Origin of the sequence: Fictibacillus enclensis (genome assembly GCF_030123385.1) — a bacterium.
GTDB classification, from domain to species: domain Bacteria; phylum Bacillota; class Bacilli; order Bacillales; family Fictibacillaceae; genus Fictibacillus_C; species Fictibacillus_C enclensis.
The window spans coordinates 3,393,329-3,411,703 of the sequence record NZ_CP126109.1 but is presented as its reverse complement, the minus strand read 5'-3'; the positions used below and the strand labels follow the sequence as shown (position 1 = coordinate 3,411,703).

The 18,375-nt window shown below is 44.2% G+C and carries 20 protein-coding genes; 16 read left to right on the top strand and 4 right to left on the bottom strand.

The genetic code is table 11. From position 1 onward, the window contains the following. Positions 1-26: 26 nt before the first annotated feature. Complete coding sequence (gene cysK / locus QNH15_RS17860) at positions 27-959, bottom strand: cysteine synthase A (protein ID WP_283889551.1); 933 nt, start codon at positions 957-959, stop codon at positions 27-29. A gap of 148 nt (positions 960-1,107) precedes the next feature. Here cysK and thpR point away from each other — a divergent pair, with 148 nt between their 5' ends. From thpR to QNH15_RS17840, 4 genes are all read left to right on the top strand, one after another. Beyond that, entirely contained in the window at positions 1,108-1,686 is a 579-nt protein-coding gene (thpR, locus tag QNH15_RS17855) for an RNA 2',3'-cyclic phosphodiesterase (protein WP_283889550.1), read from the top strand. After that, complete coding sequence (locus tag QNH15_RS17850; RefSeq protein ID WP_283889549.1) at positions 1,683-2,615, top strand: diacylglycerol/lipid kinase family protein; 933 nt, start codon at positions 1,683-1,685, stop codon at positions 2,613-2,615. The genes thpR and QNH15_RS17850 overlap by 4 nt, the downstream gene beginning before the upstream one ends. Positions 2,616-2,808: 193 nt before the next feature. Further along, positions 2,809-4,956, top strand: coding sequence for a type I pullulanase (pulA, locus tag QNH15_RS17845; RefSeq protein WP_283889548.1), 2,148 nt, complete (start codon positions 2,809-2,811; stop codon positions 4,954-4,956). Between the two features lie 167 nt (positions 4,957-5,123). Next, the gene (locus QNH15_RS17840; RefSeq protein ID WP_061972442.1) at positions 5,124-5,918 is read left to right on the top strand and encodes a phosphotransferase family protein; all 795 of its coding nucleotides are present in this window, start codon (positions 5,124-5,126) and stop codon (positions 5,916-5,918) included. Positions 5,919-5,969: 51 nt separating this feature from the next. Here QNH15_RS17840 and QNH15_RS17835 read toward each other — a convergent pair whose 3' ends face one another. Continuing rightward, positions 5,970-6,251 (bottom strand): YtzH-like family protein, encoded by a 282-nt coding sequence (locus QNH15_RS17835; RefSeq protein WP_061972443.1) that lies wholly within the window; start codon positions 6,249-6,251, stop codon positions 5,970-5,972. Between the two features lie 200 nt (positions 6,252-6,451). Here QNH15_RS17835 and trmB point away from each other — a divergent pair, with 200 nt between their 5' ends. The 3 genes from trmB (at position 6,452) to QNH15_RS17820 (ending at position 8,963) form a co-directional block, all read left to right on the top strand. After that, complete coding sequence (gene trmB / locus QNH15_RS17830; protein ID WP_283889547.1) at positions 6,452-7,099, top strand: tRNA (guanosine(46)-N7)-methyltransferase TrmB; 648 nt, start codon at positions 6,452-6,454, stop codon at positions 7,097-7,099. Positions 7,100-7,483: 384 nt separating this feature from the next. After that, a complete protein-coding gene (locus tag QNH15_RS17825; protein ID WP_283889546.1) occupies positions 7,484-8,320 on the top strand; it encodes a YtnP family quorum-quenching lactonase in 837 nt (278 codons plus the stop codon). 106 nt (positions 8,321-8,426) lie between these two features. Then, positions 8,427-8,963 (top strand): hypothetical protein, encoded by a 537-nt coding sequence (locus QNH15_RS17820; protein WP_061972446.1) that lies wholly within the window; start codon positions 8,427-8,429, stop codon positions 8,961-8,963. A 43-nt stretch (positions 8,964-9,006) separates the two neighbouring features. Here the strand turns inward: QNH15_RS17820 and QNH15_RS17815 are convergent, their stop codons facing one another. Then, positions 9,007-9,336, bottom strand: coding sequence for a PepSY domain-containing protein (locus QNH15_RS17815; RefSeq protein WP_283889545.1), 330 nt, complete (start codon positions 9,334-9,336; stop codon positions 9,007-9,009). 289 nt (positions 9,337-9,625) lie between these two features. Here QNH15_RS17815 and queD point away from each other — a divergent pair, with 289 nt between their 5' ends. The 5 genes from queD to QNH15_RS17790 all read left to right on the top strand — a co-directional run bounded on the left by queD (position 9,626) and on the right by QNH15_RS17790 (position 13,167). Further along, positions 9,626-10,108, top strand: coding sequence for a 6-carboxytetrahydropterin synthase QueD (gene queD, locus QNH15_RS17810; RefSeq protein ID WP_283889544.1), 483 nt, complete (start codon positions 9,626-9,628; stop codon positions 10,106-10,108). Beyond that, positions 10,092-10,823, top strand: coding sequence for a 7-carboxy-7-deazaguanine synthase QueE (locus tag QNH15_RS17805; protein WP_283889543.1), 732 nt, complete (start codon positions 10,092-10,094; stop codon positions 10,821-10,823). Before queD ends, QNH15_RS17805 begins: the two co-directional genes overlap by 17 nt. A gap of 2 nt (positions 10,824-10,825) precedes the next feature. Continuing rightward, positions 10,826-11,497 (top strand): 7-cyano-7-deazaguanine synthase QueC, encoded by a 672-nt coding sequence (queC, locus tag QNH15_RS17800; RefSeq protein ID WP_129480238.1) that lies wholly within the window; start codon positions 10,826-10,828, stop codon positions 11,495-11,497. Between the two features lie 92 nt (positions 11,498-11,589). Continuing rightward, positions 11,590-12,654, top strand: coding sequence for a M42 family metallopeptidase (locus tag QNH15_RS17795; RefSeq protein ID WP_283889542.1), 1,065 nt, complete (start codon positions 11,590-11,592; stop codon positions 12,652-12,654). A gap of 18 nt (positions 12,655-12,672) precedes the next feature. Beyond that, positions 12,673-13,167: a DUF84 family protein gene (locus tag QNH15_RS17790; RefSeq protein WP_283889541.1), complete on the top strand. Its 495-nt coding sequence runs from the start codon at positions 12,673-12,675 to the stop codon at positions 13,165-13,167. A 60-nt stretch (positions 13,168-13,227) separates the two neighbouring features. Here the strand turns inward: QNH15_RS17790 and QNH15_RS17785 are convergent, their stop codons facing one another. Continuing rightward, on the bottom strand, positions 13,228-15,285 hold the full coding sequence (locus QNH15_RS17785; RefSeq protein ID WP_283889540.1) for a methyl-accepting chemotaxis protein: 2,058 nt from the start codon (positions 15,283-15,285) through the stop codon (positions 13,228-13,230). 151 nt (positions 15,286-15,436) lie between these two features. On the opposite strand from QNH15_RS17785, the gene QNH15_RS17780 reads away from it, so the two are divergent. The 4 genes from QNH15_RS17780 (at position 15,437) to QNH15_RS17765 (ending at position 18,142) form a co-directional block, all read left to right on the top strand. Then, positions 15,437-16,450, top strand: coding sequence for a PTS sugar transporter subunit IIC (locus tag QNH15_RS17780; protein ID WP_430667098.1), 1,014 nt, complete (start codon positions 15,437-15,439; stop codon positions 16,448-16,450). A 15-nt stretch (positions 16,451-16,465) separates the two neighbouring features. Then, positions 16,466-16,795 carry a thioredoxin family protein gene (locus tag QNH15_RS17775; protein WP_283889538.1) on the top strand — a complete coding sequence of 110 codons (330 nt, stop codon included), beginning with the start codon at positions 16,466-16,468 and terminating at the stop codon, positions 16,793-16,795. 68 nt (positions 16,796-16,863) lie between these two features. Then, positions 16,864-17,280, top strand: a complete 417-nt coding sequence (queF, locus tag QNH15_RS17770) for a preQ(1) synthase (RefSeq protein ID WP_061972456.1) — start codon at positions 16,864-16,866, stop codon at positions 17,278-17,280. 58 nt (positions 17,281-17,338) lie between these two features. After that, positions 17,339-18,142, top strand: a complete 804-nt coding sequence (locus tag QNH15_RS17765; protein ID WP_283889537.1) for a DUF1444 domain-containing protein — start codon at positions 17,339-17,341, stop codon at positions 18,140-18,142. Positions 18,143-18,375 lie beyond the last annotated feature (233 nt).

Below are 18,375 nucleotides of genomic sequence, written 5' to 3'. Positions count from 1 at the left end.
GATGAGAGCCACCTTCGCTGAGTATATTAAAATTGAAACAAATCAGAGGACAGATAGCGTTCTCCTGAATCACATGTCATGCAAACGACAATATCATCCTTGGAAAGTTTTTTAGCCACCTCGATGGCTCCGTGAACGGCAGCTCCGGATGAAGGGCCGACCAAAATGCCTTCCTCAGCCGCAAGCCTTCTCACAGCTGTATAGGCCGGTTCATCTTCTACCCTGATAATTTCATCGTACACCTTCTGATTGAGAATGGAAGGGATAAAACCAGGGCTGGTTCCCACAAGTTTATGTTTTCCAGGCTTGCCTCCGGATAGTACAGGCGATCCCGCAGGCTCAACCACATGCACGGTCATTTCAGGAAAAGCCTTTTTTAACGGTTCGCCAGTACCTGTAATCGTACCGCCTGTGCCTGCTGGAGCAATAAACGCGCTTAGCGGCTTATCGAGTTCTTTCATAGCCTCAATGATTTCAACGGCGGTTGTGGTGCGGTGTGCATCTGGGTTGGCTTCATTTTCAAACTGCATCGGCATGAAGCTTGTATCCGGATTGGCTGCCAGCAGTTCCTTCGCTTTGTTGATCGCTCCTGGCATCTTTTCATCACCAGGAGTAAGAACAACTTTCGCTCCATAGGCTTTCAAAAGATTGATTCGTTCAGCTGTCATGGTGTCCGGCATCACAATGATCGCCTTATATCCTCTGGCAGCTGCATTCATGGCCAAGCCGATTCCTGTGTTGCCGGAGGTCGGCTCGATGATTGTATCCCCGGGTTTTAACTGGCCGGATTGTTCAGCTTGAGCCAGCATATTATACGCAGCCCTGTCCTTCAGGCTTCGGCTTGGATTAAAGAATTCGAGTTTTACATAAACGGCTGCTCCTTCAGGATCGGGCAGACGGTTTAAACGGACAAGAGGGGTATCACCGATCAAGTCCGCGATGTTTTGAACAACTTTCATTGATTTGCACACATCCCTGTCTTTTACTGTTTATGATTAAAAGTATATCAAATGAAGCTTTTAATTGAAAATCTTCCGGCTTATTGGGGTTTCTGACCCTTCTTTTTGGTAAAATTAAATTAATTCCTTATAATGGAGATGGTACCATTTGAACAGACATGTTTTTGCGGCGGTTCCTCTGCCTGTACATATAAAAAATGCCATTCATGATGTTACCCTTCTGTTAAAAGATAAGGTTCCTTTTAAACAGTGGGTTCATCCGGAGGATCTTCATATGACCCTGTCTTTTCTTGGACAGGCAGACATAACAAAACTGAATTCGCTGAGAGAAATGTTGCATCGGGAGCTGCTGGAAAGTCCTGCTTTTTCGCTGACTCTTTCCACTTCCGGTTTTTTTGGAAAAAAACAGCAGCCACGTATTTTCTGGCTCGGTGTAAAAAAGGAGCCGGCCTTGATCGAACTGCAAAAAAAGGTGCATACCTCCTGCGAACAAGCAGGATTTACGCTCGAATCAAGGGTTTATTCTCCACACATTACCCTGGCCAAACGGTGGAAGGACACTGAGACTACCATAAATGAAGAGTTTGACGGGCAAGAGCTTGCTTCACTGGCTGGACAGTCTTTTGATGTGAAAGATATCGTTCTTTACGAAACTCATTTGGACAAAGTTCCAAAATATCAGGTGATAGAAAAAATTCCTCTAAAAGGGGACCGTAATGATTCATGAAAAAAGGTTACTTTTTTATTATTAATTCAAAAAGCAAAAAAGCCAGAAAAATCTGGAATGCGGTAAAGGAAATCCTTGCAGCAGAAGGAGTACCTTACCGCTCTTTTTTTACGGAAGGTAAAGGACACGCCCAAAAGCTTGCGGAAACGGTCCACAGCATCCACGGCGAGCAGGCGGAGGCCATTATTACGGTGGGTGGAGACGGTACCATTCATGAGGTGATTAACGGGCTTCACAAAAAGGATATACCGGTTGGGTTTTTGCCCTGCGGTTCCGGCAATGATATTATGCGCGGGCTTGGTATACGAAAAAAAGAACGTTTGGACCTGTTAATCAAACACCTTTTAAGCTCCAGAACCAACGTGCGGAAAATAGATGTTGGATGTTTGCAGAGTGCAGGTATAGGAAGATTCCAAAGAAGATTTGTCAGTGTTGCGGGAATTGGATTTGATGGGGAAGTAACCAAACTGACGAACGCCTCCTGGTATAAAGATTGGCTGCAGCGGTTCGGACTCGGGGGTCTCGCCTATACGATCAGTACGATGCGGCTGCTTTTTACCTACCGTCCTGTGGATGTAATGGTGAAGGTTGATGGCAGAACCCATGAGTTTACATCGGTCTGGCTGATTGCAGCCGGCAATCTGCCCTATTATGGGGGCGGGATGAAAATCTGTCCATCGGCTTTGCCTTATGACGGAAAACTGGATATCTGTATTGTACATAATCTGAGTCCTTTGCATTTGCTGTTTCTTTTTCTTACTGTTTTTTACGGTCGCCACACAAATAAAAAAGGGGTTACGATGCTCACCGGCACCAATCTCAGCATTGTCAGCCATACTCCCCTCACTGTACAGGCCGACGGGGAAGTCATTGGCTCTACGCCTGTGGATTGCAGTGTGCTGCCTTCCATGCTGACCATAAAAATGTAGTTCCCATATAAAGTTTCAAAAAGCCAATTCTGTTTTCTATATCTTTGGATAAAATAAGTAAGAGAGAATGGTTTCAAACAGGCTCGTTTAAAGGTAAATAACAATCATGAGCAGGCAATACATAAACGCTGGGATTGTTTAATGAAGCCATGGTTGAAACTGGGGGTGCAGTATACTGGATACGGAAAAGAGAATGATTAATACAGATCAAATTGAAGCTTATCTGGATACCTTCACGATGATTACGCTCGTGATATTTACTGAGGTATCAAGGGAAGCCCACTTTGACGTGACGGATAATGAAAAGGTTTACCCGCTCAAAAAAATCTCGGAGCAACGGCTGGAGGATCGTCTTCTTTTTCATATGGTGCTCGATCAAAAAATACCTCTTTACCGTGATTATTGGGTGGTTTGCCCGGACGGCAGCAGGATTCCCCTGAAAACGGGTGCTGTTGTAAGGACCAAAGAGTTCGATGAATTATTTGCCTACGATAAGTGTGATTTGGGAGCCGCATATTCACCGGAACGGACCATATTCAAGCTATGGGCTCCAACTGCTTCCTCTGTCCGTTTAAAACTGTTTACCAGTTCAAGCACAGCTTTTGAATATCCCATGAACAGGGAGGAGAAGGGTGTTTGGTCCGCGGAGCTTGAAGGGGATCATCATCTGCATGAATATACCTTTCTCGTCCGTGTAAATCACAGTGTGAATGAAGCGGTGGATCCGTATGCGAAAGGCGTTACGGTGAATGGAACAAGGGGAGTCATTGTGGATATGGATAAAACCCATCCGCCGGGGTGGGACGAAACGGCAATGCTTCCTCCTATTAAAAAGACCGACAGCTTGATCTACGAAGTTCACGTCAGGGATTTTTCCATTCATCCGTTAAGCGGAATACAATATAAAGGAAAGTTTATGGGATTTACGGAAAGCGGGACTACAGGCTCCGGACCGTTCAGCACAGGGCTGGACTATTTATCATCACTGGGTATAACCCATGTGCAGATTTTGCCTGTGAACGATTATGGCAGCATTGATGAATTAAAGGCTGACACCGAGTATAATTGGGGTTATGACCCCTTGCATTTCAATGTACCCGAAGGATCTTATGCCACGGACCCGACTGATCCGGTTACCAGGATCAGAGAATTTAAAACGCTCATTGCTGCCCTCCATAATAAAGGGCTGCGTGTGATTATGGACGTCGTGTATAATCATGTTTTTATCCGTGAAACCTCTGATTTTGAAAAAATTGTTCCCGGCTATTATTTCAGGTTCGATTATGGCGGGAATCCGGTTAATGGCACGGGTGTGGGAAATGATACCGCCTCAGAACGATACATGATGAGAAAATTTATGCTGGATTCGGTTCTTTATTGGAAAAGCGAATATCAAGTGGATGGCTTTCGGTTTGATTTGATGGGCATCCATGATATTGATACAATGAACCTCCTGTTTACAAAGCTGTCTTCTGAAGATCCGTCCATTTTCCTGCTAGGGGAAGGATGGAAGATGGACACTTGGCTTGATGAAGACCAAAAAGCCTGTATTGATTCTGCTGTACGAATGCCTGGCATCTCTTTTTTTAATGACCGTTTCCGTGATCACGTGAAAGGCAACATTTTTAATGAAGCCCAGGGCGGGTTTATCAACGGGAATGCGGCTATGCTGGGTGGACTGTTTGAGAATGTTTCCGGCAACAGCGGCGATCATGGACTGTTTAAAACTCCAGGCCAAAGCATCAATTATATTGAGTGTCATGACAACCATACCTTATGGGACCGTCTTAAGATCCTCCATCCCCAAGAGGACGAATCCGTTCTCCGCAGGCGCCATTTGCTGGGAACTGCACTGGCTCTTTTTTCGCAGGGAGTCCCTTTTATCCATGCGGGGCAAGAATTTTTCCGTACAAAGCAAGGCGATGGAAACAGCTATCGGTCGGGAGATCTGATCAACCGTCTGGATTGGGAACGGCGGGCGAAATTTGCTGCAGATGTTCAATACGTGCAGGAGCTGATCCGGATTAGACAGCGTCATCCGGCCTTTCGAATGGATCATCCAGCAGACATTGCGGCCCATGTGTCCCTGCTTGGGGAACTGCCTGATGGTGTGTTCGGGGTTATCCTTAAAAGCGTGGAAGAGATGGACACATGGCAGGATATTGTTTTATTGTTCAATGGTCATCTTGAAGAAAAAAATGTATCTCTTCCTGAGCCGGAAAAATGGCGGGTAATCGCAGAAGACATGGAAGTAAAAGAGGATGGTCTGTACGAGACCGAAGCAGGAAAGCTGTTACTGCCTCCTCTTGGATTTACAATGGCCGTACAGGATTCGTTGTAAAAACCTGTGAAAAGGCAGGATGTCACATAAATATGTACGAATTTTCATAGAGCTGTGTTAAAATAATGTATTCGTAGAGGTTTTTATAAAATGGTGTACGGTAAACATGGGAATCGACCGATATATATAAGGACATAATTTTCCGCATGAGATTGAAGGTGAACGTTTTGGAACATATACTAGGCAAAGGCTGGCAAATCATGCCTGCCGGAGGAGCAACAGGAGAAGCATACCAAGCTAAATATGAAGATCAGACCCTTTTTCTAAAGCGCAATTCATCACCTTTTCTTGCAGTACTCTCTGCGGAGGGAATTGTTCCGAAATTGTTATGGACAAAGAGATTGGGCAACGGAGATGTCATTACCGCCCAAAAATGGCTGAACGGCAGGGAACTAAAGGCTTCGGAAATGAATAACGATGCCGTCGGAAGACTCCTTGGCAGAATACACGGTTCTTCTGAACTGCTTGATATGTTAAAGCGTTTGGGAAAAAAGCCGCTTACTCCGGAACTGATTATTGATGAGATTGAAACCAATATCCAATCGGAGCAGGAATGCCCGCCTAAAATCAAAGAAGCTGTTTCTTATTTGAAGATGCAGAAAAACGTGATTCATCATGATAAAAAAGTTGTCTGTCACTGTGACGTGAATCATAACAACTGGATGGTGAGCGAAACGAATGAGCTTTTCCTGATTGATTGGGATGGAGCGATGATTGCCGATCCTGCACTGGATCTCGGATTATTGTTGTATTGGTATATCCCGCGGGACAATTGGGCGCAGTGGCTTTCTGTCTATGGCGTTGAATTGACAGTTGACCTTCAGCGGAGAATGCACTGGTACATTGTCGCTCAAACCATCCAGTCTGTTTTCTGGCATGGACAGCGAAAGCAAAATGCCGAAAAAGAGTACTGGTATAATTTTTTAAAACAAATTTTGAGAGAAAGCTACTATATCAATTAAAGTTACGACATTTTTTCCATTTATTGCCCGGGGAATCCATGTGTTTAATGGTCAGCCCTGGGGAGCCTGAATGGTATTGAGCCAGGTTTCAATATGCATCTTGTGATCCGTTATATGCTGTTGCAGATTTTCATGGGTAGAGCCATCATGGCTGTAGGTGTTGATCAGTCCAAGTACGTTTTTTACGTCACTGTTCACACTTCCATGCTGCATGAGATGATTGGCCAGGCGTTCTAATTGGGCACATTCCTGTGGGGTGCCATTGCAGTCCGTATGGTGATCCTGAAGTATATCACGAAGCAGTGTTAACTGATGAGTATAATCAAGAGGCATGTTGTTCACATCCTTTTTTTAGTGGGTGATCCAAGTAAATATAGGGTATGGAAAACCCCTGAATTTATCCATGGCTGAACTCGGTTAGAGTTCTTTTTTTTGGAAGGAAAACCAGCAGGGTGCGGCTATCTCTTTTTATATACTTCATGGTAAAATGTCGGAGTTATGAACTGGCACTGAGTTAAGAAAGGAAGATTATAATGCGTCAGCGTTTTAAACCGTGGGCAAAAGAAAAGCTTCAAGAGTACCCCGCAATTGTTGCCCAAAATCCTGCCGAATTAAAAGGCAGATGGCACGAGTACTTTGGAAATAACAATCCTATCCATATTGAAGCGGGAACAGGCAAAGGGCAATTTGTCACGGGTATGGGAAAAGCCCACCCGGACATTAATTATATTGGAATGGAAATTTACGATAGCATTATCGTTTCTGCATTGGAAAAAATCGTTGTAGAAGACATCGGAAACGTTAAAATCATCCGTGAAAATGCACAAAAGCTGACTGACTTTTTTGAGCCGGGCGAAGTGGACAGGGTGTATCTGAACTTTTCTGATCCATGGCCGAAAAACAAGCATGAAAAACGCCGTTTGACTCATGAATTTTTTCTCGCCATATTTGAAACCATACTTGGGGAAAACGGCGAAATCCATTTTAAAACCGACAACCAGGGGCTGTTTGAATACTCGCTTCACAGCTTTTCAAAATACGGCATGGTTTTAAATCAGGTTTGGCTTGATTTGCACAATAGTGATTATGAAGGAAATATTATGACGGAATATGAAGAAAAATTCTCTTCCAAAGGCTTCAGGATCTATCGCACAGAAGCCCAATTCCGGTCAAAGAACTAACCCGGGCCACGTTGCCGGGTTTTTTGTTGTTTGAATTTTGTATTTCCTCATTGACGGTTGATGGAGTGCAAGGTGCGAGACTCCAGCAGGAAAAGCGGGACAGATGAGACCAATGAGGCGCTTGCGTCGTTACCGCAGGAGCTTGCGACGAGGAAGTAGGCGTTAACGCCGGTCAAGTAGGCGTTAACGCCGGTCAAGTAGGCGTTAACGCCGGTCAAGTAGGCGTTAACGCCGGTCAGGCTCAGCGCCCGCCTGCGGAAAGCGAGCGACCTGGAACGAAATTAACCACTGAAAATTTGTCTAAAAATGTTGTCGGACGGGAAATACAAAGTATGGTAAACTAAATTCAGACTATTGTTACTACTGCTAAAGGAGTGTGAAGGAATGGATCAATGGAAAATAGGAGGTCTCACATTAACCTGGCTGGATGGCGGTGTCACTCATATGGACGGAGGCGCCATGTTCGGAGTCGTCCCCAAACCGCTGTGGAGCAAAAAGTATGCGCCCAATGAATTGAATCAGATTGAGTTGAGAACCGAGCCGATCCTGGTCCAGGGGTTTGGAAAAAATATTCTGATTGAAGCTGGAATCGGCAGCGGCAAATTAAGCGAAAAGCAAAAAAGAAATTATGGCGTACATGAAGAGGCATCGATCGAAACAAGCTTGAATGAGCTTGGATTGACTGTGAAGGATATCGATATGGTTTTAATGACGCATATGCACTTCGATCATGCTTCAGGACTAACCCGGAAAAATGGGGAAGAATTCGTTTCTGTTTTTGAAAACGCTGCCATACATACCTCTGCGATTGAATGGGAGGAATTGAAGAACCCGAATATCCGCTCCCGAAACACGTATTGGGAAGAAAACTGGAAACCGATTGAATCTCAGGTATGCACATTTAGCGAAACATTTGAACCTATTAATGGAATAAAAATGGTCCATACCGGCGGGCATAGCGATGGTCACAGTATTATCGAAATACATACGGACGGGCAGACGGTGTATCATTTAGGTGATATTATGCCAACTCATGCCCACAAAAATCCCCTGTGGGTGCTGGCTTATGATGATTATCCAATGACCTCCATTTATGAAAAGCAAAAATGGATCAAGCCGGATACCTGGTACTTTTTTTATCACGATGCTGTGTACCGGGCGGTGAAATGGAATGTGGAGGGGGCGATTTCAGAAAGCATTAAGCGAACGACGAATCTTTAACGTTGTCAAATTTTCGTCACATTATTTCCAGATTCAAGTGGGTAAACAATAAGGAGATCTATGATATGATGGAAGAGATTAGGACTGAAAGCAAGGAGGATTATTTATGAAAAAGAAGATTTTTGCACTATTTTCCGTTTTTACTCTTGTTTTTTCCTTTGCTTCGATTGCTTCCGCTGCTGGAGCAACTGCAGAAATGAAAGCAGCTATTGAAAAAGGATTAAAAGATGCTCACTATGATTACAAAAAAGGCAGCATTGAAATCAGTGATGTTCAAACGGTGCCCAATGAGGACAAGAAGCTGAATACGTCAGAAATTGTTGTCGGCATGGGATCCTACAAAACAAAGAGAGACAATATCTTTTCTTTCACGCACAAAGAAATTGTTTTCTACAATCCAAAAGACAATAAGATGCTGACTGAACAGGAAGTGGCCAAGGCCGGTCCGGAGCTTCAAAAGTACAAGAAAGACCATGAAAGCGAGACAGGAACCAAAATGGATTATGTGGTTGTTCTTCTGCTACTTGCTCTAGTATTGCTTGTACCTTTATATCTTCTTACCATTTGGGAAAAAGGACAGTACCTTACTACAAAATTCAAAATTAAAAACAACTTGTACAATCACACCAAGGAATTTAACTAAAAAGAAAACACCGCTTGCTCAAGCGGTGTTTTTTTATGGTGCTTTATACGGTAGCAGCCACTTTTTCTCCATGTTTTGAAATATCAAGTATACTCCCGGTTTTTGCATCAATCGTGAAATCGTATTGTGTCAATTTGGAATGAAGTCTGCTTGACAGACCTCCTTTATATACGGTGTAGGGAAGCCCGAAACGCTTAACCTCTTCTGGATGAACATTGATCCAGGAACCGGTGATCATAAATTCATCCCTGGTCTGGTCTTTAACGAGGTTTAATGCTTTTTCAGGAGTCAATGTCTGCGGTAAACGTTTCGCAGCGACATATCCTGCCGCAAATCCTGCAACTCCGGCAAGAATCCATTTGCTTGCTTTCATGTTCAGCATCTCCTTTTTTGTGTGAGCTTTTCCCATACAGTATAACAGAAATAAACCCATGAACAAAAAACAGGCACCCAGCTGTCAGGCGTAATAGCAGCTTGCGTATTTCGGGGTGTTTTTGCTATGCTAAAAAAGCGTTAGTACGAGGGTTCGAAATTCCCGCCCCTCATTAAAAAAAACTAGGGAGCGTGGAAAACCATAAACCTTTCACTCTCTCCCGATACGTTTGTTGACAGGGAGCTTTTTTATGGTTTTTTTCATGTTCTTGGAAGGATGTTGAAGATAAATGGAATTCGAAATTCCAAAAAAGGTGCAAAAAATAGATGAAGATATTCAGCGCGAAAAGCTGAAATACCATCATAAGCGGGTAGCTGTAACAAAAGAATTTACTTTTGATGCGGCACATCATCTCCATTGCTATGAAGGAAAGTGCAAGAACCTGCACGGCCATACGTACAGGCTGGTCCTGACCATCAGTGGGTTTGTAGATCCGGTTGGCATTTCCATGGATTTTGGGGATATAAAGAAAATTTATAAAGAGGCGATCGAAAGCAGGCTGGATCATCGTTATTTAAATGATGTGCTGCCGCCAATGAACACGACCGCAGAAAATATGATTGTATGGATCTGGGAAGAGTTCGATCAAAAACTGGACGATTATCAATGGAAAGAAAAAGGCTTCCGCCTAGAGGAAATCGTACTTTACGAAACACCAACTAGTTATGCAACCATGAAAAGGGAGTGGATGGAACATGACGAATCACTTTGAGCTTCCTTCATCTGATGTGTACTCCCAATGGAAGCTTCCCATGGTTGAAATTTTTGAAACCATTGAAGGAGAGGGAATGGCTGCAGGTTTTCCAACCATTTTTGTCCGCGTGTTTCATTGCAATTTGCGATGCACCTGGTGTGATACACCGTACAGTTATGCTCCGGCCAAACCTGAATTTGAAGCAACAATTGAGGAGATTATTGAACGCATTAACACGTTCGCCTCTAAGCGCATCTGTTTTACCGGCGGGGAACCGTTAATTCACAGAGAAAAGTCCGCTGCTCTTTTAAAGGCAATGGCGGGCATCGAACGAATTGAGGATATTCATGTGGAAACCAACGGAGCGATTGCTCTGAAACCCTTTCAGCTTTTGCGTGAAAGCGACCCGGTGCTGAGTAGTAAAGTACGATTCGTTATGGATTACAAGCTGCCTGCTTCCGGTGAAATGGACCGCATGATTCATGAAAACTTTGTTTTTTTGAAGTCGCATGATGAGATTAAATTCGTGATTGGAACTGACGAGGATTTTGACATTGCTTCGTCAGTACTGGAGCAGCATCACAAACAAGGTCTGGCCTTATTCAGTCCGGTCTGGGAGACCATGCCTCCTGAAAAACTGGTAAACAAAGTATTAAGCGCACGCATGTCAGATGTCAAAGTCAGCATGCAGCTTCATAAAATCATCTGGGATCCGGAGAAAAGAGGGGTATAAACATGAAAAAAGCAGTGATTGTTTTAAGTGGAGGGCTTGACAGTACGACCTGCATGGGAATTGCAAAACATGAAGGGTATGAACTCTATCCTTTGACCTTTAACTATGGCCAAAGACACAGCCGTGAAGTGAATCAGGCAAAAAAAGTTGCTGAGTATTTTGAAGTAAAGGAACACCGCATTGTGGACATTGCTTTCCTGAACCAAATTGGAGGCAGTGCTCTTACGGACGCTTCAATCGATGTTCCAACGGAAAAAGAAGACAAGGAAGAGATACCGTCGACCTATGTTCCGGCCCGCAACATGATCTTTTTATCTCTGGCAAGCGCCTATGCGGAAGTAATAGGTGCGGAGGCCGTCTTTATTGGCGTGTCTGCTGTCGATTACAGCGGTTATCCTGATTGCCGGCCTGAATTTATCAAAAGTATGAACGAAACGATTAATCTTGCAACAAAAGCCGGCACGACCGGAGAGCAAATTGCCATCTGTGCTCCGCTTATGCATTTGACAAAAAAGGAAACCATTCAAAAAGGACTGGAACTTGAGGTGCCTTATCATTTAACCACTTCCTGTTACAACGGAGAAGAAGAAGCATGCGGCGAATGTGACAGCTGCAAGCTCCGCTTAAAAGGATTTGAGGAAGCGGGCGCAAAAGATCCAATTCCATACAAATAATAAGAACTGTCCCCTATTGAAGGTTGGTAAATTTTGATTGCCAGCGGTACAATAGGGGTATTACATATATCCGTTTTTTGAAAGGAGAACCAATGAATACTGATACATTGCAATTGTTTAAAACATTAACAGAGCTTCCCGGTGCACCGGGATTTGAGCATGACGTCCGTAAATTTGTACGAAAAGAAATTGAGCAGTTTAGTGATGAAATCATTCAGGACGGAATGGGCAGCATTTTTGGAGTCAGACATGGAGAAGGTCCAAAAGTGATGGTTGCCGGCCACATGGATGAGGTTGGATTTATGGTGACCCGTATTACCCGGAATGGCATGATTCATTTTGAAACACTTGGCGGCTGGTGGAGTCAGGTCTTGCTTGCCCAAAGAGTTCAGATTATTACAGATCACGGTCCGGTGATTGGTGTTATCGGTTCAGTTCCGCCGCATCTTTTAGGTGAAGATCAACGAAAGCGGCCAATGGACATCAAGCATATGTATATTGATATCGGAGCTGACGGCAGACAGGATGCAGAGATGTTCGGCATTCGTCCGGGACAGCAAATTGTTCCGATTTGTCCGTTTACCCCTATGGCGAATCCCAAAATGATTATGGCAAAAGCATGGGATAACCGGTATGGTGTTGGACTGGCCATTGAGCTTCTAAAGGAATTAAAAGATGTGAAGCTGCCAAACCAGCTTTATTCTGGAGCAACTGTTCAGGAAGAAGCTGGCTTGAGAGGTTCAAAAACGGCGGCCAATTTGATTGAACCCGATATTTTTTATGCCCTGGATGCAAGCCCGGCTAACGACATGACGGGAAATGAAAATGAATTTGGACATCTTGGGAAAGGGACGTTGCTTCGGATTCTGGACCGAACGATGATTACGAATAAAAATCTGCGCGAATTTATTCTGGATACCGCCGAAACACACAACATTCCTTATCAATATTTTGTTTCTCCGGGCGGCACGGACGCGGGCAGTGTTCATCTTTCAGGAAAAGGCGTTCCATCTGCTGTTGTGGGCATCTGTTCCCGCTATATTCACACTCATGCTTCCATTGTTCATGTGGATGACTATGCCGCGGCTAAAGAATTGCTGATCCAGCTTGTTAAAACGACAGACCAATCCATGCTGGATAGCATCCTGAACGACTGAGATTTGGTAGGTGATTAAATGAAATATGCAATTGGTTCCGCGAATCCTGCGAAAGTAAAAGCAGTGGAACAAATGGTAAACGAGCCTGTCCAGCCATTGGACGTTCCTTCAGGTGTATCCCCGCAGCCTTTATCTGACGAGGAAACACGGCTTGGCGCAGTTAACCGTGCAAAAGCGTGTGTAGAAAAAGGAGCGGAGCTTGGATTCGGCCTCGAAGGCGGCGTTACTGATATGGAAGGAACGCTTTATCTTTGCAACTGGGGAGCACTGGCTGATCAGGACGGCCACCTGGTCGTTGCGAGCGGGGCAAAGATTCCTCTGCCCGATGAGATCGCTGCTCATATACGAAAGGGAAGTGAACTGGGAGAAGTGATGGCCGGTTTTACATCCGACAAAGATATTCGAAAAAAAGCAGGGGCGATCGGTGTTTTGACAAATGGCGAGCTGGCACGGGATGAGATGTTCATGCACATCGTCAAGCTCCTCTATGGACAATATAAATTTCAAAAGTGATAGAAATGAAAAAAGCTCCTTTCGGGGAGCTTTTTCATTTGGGGTTTTTGTTTGGGGATTCTAGGAAGCAGCTCCTTCTTCGTCCATAGATGCTGAGGCTTCAAGCAAGCCGTCATGGAGAGCGTCAGTCGTCTCGTTTGAACGCTTTGAATGAGTTTCTCCGAGATGAAACTGCTGAACTTCGTTTTGCAGGTTAAGGGCGATTTCCTGAAGTTCATTGGCAGCGTCGTTCACCTCATTAATGGCTTGTTTATGATGGATGCTTGATTCGCTGACCTGCTCGCTTGTTGCGACGGACTCCTGTGAGATGGCGCTCACTTTATGGAGTTTTTCTGAAAGTCCCACATTGGCCGCTCCCACATGTTGAATCGATTGCTGAATACGGCTGATTTTGCTGTGAATCGCAGTTACATTTGTAACGATTGATTCAAATGCCTCTCGGGTCATGGACACGGATTGCAGCTGTTCATTTCGATATTCTTGAAAACTTGCGGCTTCCTGGGTGAGGTTTTCCATTTGCTTTGCCATCATTTTAACCAGATTCTGTATTTGTTCCGCTTCATTCTTTGAGCGTTCCGCAAGCTTACGGACTTCGGCGGCAACGACGCCAAATCCCCTGCCGGCTTCTCCGGCTCTTGCAGACTCGATGGCCGCATTGAGTGCAAGCAGATCGGTACTTCTCGTAATCTCCTGAATGGTATGAACAATCGGCTGTATCTGTTTTGATTGTTCGCTCGCTTGCTGAATTTGGGCAATAAGGTTGTTGGCGAGAGCAATAAACTTTTCAGAATGATGATTGAGCTGCTGGACCGTTTCCATACCCGATTTTCCATCTTCTTCTGCACGCAATGTATCATCAGCGATTTGTTCGCTGAAAGCAGCTGTTGCCTCGATGGCCTCGGTTACCTCATTCAGCAGCTCGGTGCTTTCGTGTAAATGGTCTGCCTGATTCTGCGCCCCGAGAGATACCTGTTGTGCAGCTTCTGAAACTTCTTCAGTCTGAGCCGTTGTCTCTTCGGAAATGGCGGCGAGATGCTGTGATGAAGCTGCCAATTGCTCAGAAGCTTTTTGTACCTCACTGAGCGACCGCTGCATTTTTTCAGCCATTCCGTTAAAGGTTTCAGCCAGAGCACCCATTTCATCATTGGTCGTCACCTTTACACGGTAATCCAGGTTTCCATTTCCGATAATTGTGGCCCCTTCTTTAAGCAATGAAATGGAACGGACGATCGAACGGGTCAGCCAGACTCCGGCAAAGCTGAGACCGGCAATAATCACAACTGCCATCCCAATCATGAGCCAGGTGAGCAAGGATTTTAATCCTGACTGCTGGTTTGCAAGCTGGGCCCGTTTTTGATCGTTTGATTTTTCGATTGTCATGATGGAAACATCCACCTTGTCGGCGATCGTTTCAAATTCAGCGTTAATTCCCTTGATTTGTTTGGACACGTTTTGAATATTACCTGCAGATGATGTATATTTCAGCAGTTTGGTTTTGAAGTCGTCTTTTTCCTTCTGGGAAAGGGAAGTCTGGTCAAGCTGATTTTCGAAGGATTGGGCAGCCTCCTCAAATTTGGTGATATTTTCGTCATTCAATTCTAAATAGAATTCTTTTTCATATGTGCTCATGATCAAGAAGCGGTTGTACAGCTTTTCATCCTTTAAATCTTTCACTCTTTTTTCAAAGTCCGCTGATGTATCGGACATCAATTTTTTTAGTTCCATAATTTGTACGGTCATCGCTGAAGTAGAAGTAAACGCTGTTTTGTATTGACCGATTTTATCAAGAATACTTTTGTATTCGTTTTTTACGGAAGAATTGTTGGCTTTCTTCGAATAATTTTTTACTTTCTTTTGCAATGTAAGAACAGAAGAATCAATTTCGCTGGCTTTTTCTGTAGAAGGCGTTCTTAAATATTCTTGCTCCTTCTTTCGGATGGCTGATAATTCGCTGTAAATTTCCTTGCTTTGGATGCTGTTTTGCTGCAGCTGGTCTTTTTCTGCATCCATTTTTCCGTTCAGCCAAATATAGGCTGCCATAAAGATGGTCATGACAAGCGATCCGCACAAACTGATCAATAGCATGGTTCTGACTCTGTTTCGAATGGACATATTCATTTTGCTCCCCTCCAATTTTAATATCGGAGGAATCTTCTTTTTGTTTATATCTGAAATTTTAAGCAATTTTTTATGGTGTCTTTACAGATGTTAATCCTCCTGTATAATAAATAGGTTACAATGTGCATTCAACATACGATGATAAAGGAGAATGGGTGTGGGTCAATTTTTGGCAAGAAAGGGAGTAACATTATCCCCGAAAGTATATTTCATTACAGGGTTCAGCTATTTTGCGCTTGGATTAATGTCCTCGTTGGTGATCGGACTTATTTTAAAAACGATTGGAGAACAGGCGGGATGGCCGTTTTTTATTAAAATGGGGACAATTTCCATGAGCATGCTTGGACCGGCTATTGGGGCAGCTGTCGCCTATGGGCTTGAAGCACCTCCGCTCGTGTTGTTTGCGACCGTAGCTGCAGGTGCGGCAGGGGCTGAGCTTGGAAGTGTGGCTGGCTGTTTTGTGGCGTCCCTTGTAGCGATAGAAGCAGGAAAGCTTGTTTCAAAGGAAACAAAAGTGGATATTCTCGTTACACCTGCAGTCACTGTTTTTGCGGGCTTTACGGTCGCCTATTTTGCGGGGCCGGGGATCGACCAGTTTATGAAAGGATTTGGCCATCTCGTAATGTGGGCCACCGACCAGCGTCCTTTGGTCATGAGCATTCTTGTTGCACTTTTGCTTGGCCTTGCTTTGACTGGCCCGATCTCAAGTGCGGCCATTGCCATCATGCTCGGCCTTGAAGGGACAGCAGCGGGTGCAGCGACCATCGGGTGTGCGGCACAGATGATCGGGTTTGCCACAATCAGCTTCAGGGAAAACGGTTTTGGGGGTTGGATTACGCAGGGGATCGGAACTTCAAAGCTTCAGTTTCCTAACGTGGTTCGAAATCCGAGAATCATTATCCCGCCAACGGTTGCCGGCATGATCCTGGCGCCAATTGGCACTCTCGTTTTCCAGATGGCGAACATACCGGCAGGCGCGGGAATGGGGACCAGCGGCTTGGTCGGACAAATCATGACGTTTCGAACGATGGGCTTTGGCTGGGATGTTTTTTTGTATATCGTGCTGCTGCATATTGCTGGACCAATTGTGATCAGTCTGGTACTTTCAGAATGGATGAGAAAAAAAGGTTATATCGCCTTTGGGGATATGAAAATAAATCAATAAGAGGAGCGAATCTTGATGAAAACTGTACAAACGATTGAAGAGTTTAAAGAGATCACAGGAACAGGAAAAACCCTCGCTGTTTTTTCAGCGGACTGGTGTCCTGACTGTGTGTTTATCAAACCATTTCTTCCGGAGCTGGAGCAGGAATTCAACGAGTTTACATTTGTTTATGTGGACAGGGATCAGTTGATCGAATTGTGCCAGGAACTTGATATTTTCGGGATTCCGAGCTTTGTCGCCTTTCAAGACGGAAAAGAGATTGGACGGTATGTTGACAAAGACCGTAAAACAAAGGAACAAATTTCATCGTTTATAAATAATTTGCCTGTTCATGCCAATGAATAGTAGAAGTATGTTAAACTCAAAATAGTACGTGAAAACGTCGAGCATCATATTAAGAAAGGGCGTTAGCAATGGCAAAGGTAGAAGTAAATCATCAGAAATACGAAGGAATTCGTTTTGATATAGAAGATGAAAGTGTTATTTTGGTAGACATTCTTGAAACCATTCCTTACGAGTATGTCGGCAAGGATACAATGGTTACCATCCCTACAACAGAATTCACCTCTGTTTGCCCATGGTCAGGTCTTCCTGATTTCGCGGATATTATCATCAGCTATATTCCAAACGAGGACCTAGTGGAAATGAAGTCGTTAAAATATTATTTAACCTCTTACCGCAACGTAGGCATCTATCAGGAACATGCAACCAACAAAATCAAGGAAGATCTCGTTAATCTTCTTAAACCGAAGTACCTTAAAATTGTCGCAACCTGGAATGCTCGCGGAGGGTTGGGTACAGAAGTGGTTGTAGAATACAAACAAGACTAATAAAAAAAACCTCCGTCCAGGAGGTTTTTTATGCTTTTATTAATGGAGGGATTTTCGCATGAGTACAAGTCTGAAGCTGAAAAAGGCGCTCGAGGACCGGCTGAAACGTCCGGAATGGGATCTATCCTATGACCGGGAATATGAACAGCTTAGAATTGAACACAAGGACATTGGAAAGGGAATCACCCTTTCTCTTTCAGGATTAACAGTGGAATGGGAAAAAAAGAAGGATGCGTTTTTAGATGAACTTGTTTACCATGTCGAAGAAGCACTGAAAGCCATTGAAGAAACTCCTGCCAATAAAGCGGAGAATCAAATCTTCCCAGTCATCCGCTCCACCTCTTTTCCAAAGGAATCACCCGAGGGAGACACTCTGATTAACGAGGAGCATACGGCAGAAACGGCGGTCTTTTATGCGCTGGATCTGGGAAATACTTACCGGTTAATCAGTGAAAAGATGCTGGAAGAAATGAATATGACGAGGGAGCAACTGAAGGAAGTGGCCCGCTTTAATGTGAGATCACTGGACACCTCGATGAAAAAAGATGAGGTCGCTGGCAACACCTTTTACTTTATCAATCACAATGACGGGTATGATGCGAGCAGAATATTGAATGCCTCTCTGCTGGATCGAATGGTACAGGAAGCATCCGGTACACTCGCAGTTGCCATTCCGCATCAGGATGTCCTTATTCTGGCGGATATCCGCAATAACCAGGGCTATGATATTCTGGCTCAGATGGCGATGCGATTTTTCATGAACGGCCGTGTTCCTGTAACTGCATTACCTTTTTTATATGAAAAAGGAGAGCTTGAACCCATTTTTATTCTGGCGAAAAACAAGCCGGTGGACGAATCATAAAAAAATCATGAAATTGTTGGTAAAAATGTGGCGAAAAAAGTCATAAAAGCCATCGATGGACCGAATTTTTATGATAGGGCATGTCCGTACCATTCCCTTTGTGAAGTTTGCCAATGAAGCTGTTTGGATACCAGAAATGAGCTTGTGTTTTCATAACCGCTAGAGCAATCTAGTGGTTTTTATATTTTTTACTTTCGATGGCAAATTTTTCTTAAAGTATGGCCCGAATTCCG

Excerpts from the sequence above, each read along its gene's own strand:
- QNH15_RS17775 (WP_283889538.1), top strand. The coding sequence starts at position 16,466 with ATGAAAACTGTACAAACGATTGAAGAGTTTAAAGAGATCACAGGAACA.
- QNH15_RS17820 (WP_061972446.1), top strand. The coding sequence starts at position 8,427 with ATGAAAAAGAAGATTTTTGCACTATTTTCCGTTTTTACTCTTGTTTTT.
- QNH15_RS17850 (WP_283889549.1), top strand. The coding sequence starts at position 1,683 with ATGAAAAAAGGTTACTTTTTTATTATTAATTCAAAAAGCAAAAAAGCC.
- QNH15_RS17765 (WP_283889537.1), top strand. The coding sequence starts at position 17,339 with ATGAGTACAAGTCTGAAGCTGAAAAAGGCGCTCGAGGACCGGCTGAAA.
- QNH15_RS17805 (WP_283889543.1), top strand. The coding sequence starts at position 10,092 with ATGACGAATCACTTTGAGCTTCCTTCATCTGATGTGTACTCCCAATGG.
- QNH15_RS17785 (WP_283889540.1), bottom strand. The coding sequence starts at position 15,285 with ATGAATATGTCCATTCGAAACAGAGTCAGAACCATGCTATTGATCAGT.
- queF (WP_061972456.1), top strand. The coding sequence starts at position 16,864 with ATGGCAAAGGTAGAAGTAAATCATCAGAAATACGAAGGAATTCGTTTT.
- QNH15_RS17835 (WP_061972443.1), bottom strand. The coding sequence starts at position 6,251 with ATGCCTCTTGATTATACTCATCAGTTAACACTGCTTCGTGATATACTT.
- QNH15_RS17815 (WP_283889545.1), bottom strand. The coding sequence starts at position 9,336 with ATGAAAGCAAGCAAATGGATTCTTGCCGGAGTTGCAGGATTTGCGGCA.
- queD (WP_283889544.1), top strand. The coding sequence starts at position 9,626 with ATGGAATTCGAAATTCCAAAAAAGGTGCAAAAAATAGATGAAGATATT.
- QNH15_RS17825 (WP_283889546.1), top strand. The coding sequence starts at position 7,484 with ATGGATCAATGGAAAATAGGAGGTCTCACATTAACCTGGCTGGATGGC.
- QNH15_RS17790 (WP_283889541.1), top strand. The coding sequence starts at position 12,673 with ATGAAATATGCAATTGGTTCCGCGAATCCTGCGAAAGTAAAAGCAGTG.
- trmB (WP_283889547.1), top strand. The coding sequence starts at position 6,452 with ATGCGTCAGCGTTTTAAACCGTGGGCAAAAGAAAAGCTTCAAGAGTAC.
- queC (WP_129480238.1), top strand. The coding sequence starts at position 10,826 with ATGAAAAAAGCAGTGATTGTTTTAAGTGGAGGGCTTGACAGTACGACC.
- QNH15_RS17795 (WP_283889542.1), top strand. The coding sequence starts at position 11,590 with ATGAATACTGATACATTGCAATTGTTTAAAACATTAACAGAGCTTCCC.
- pulA (WP_283889548.1), top strand. The coding sequence starts at position 2,809 with ATGATTAATACAGATCAAATTGAAGCTTATCTGGATACCTTCACGATG.
- QNH15_RS17780 (WP_430667098.1), top strand. The coding sequence starts at position 15,437 with ATGGGTGTGGGTCAATTTTTGGCAAGAAAGGGAGTAACATTATCCCCG.
- cysK (WP_283889551.1), bottom strand. The coding sequence starts at position 959 with ATGAAAGTTGTTCAAAACATCGCGGACTTGATCGGTGATACCCCTCTT.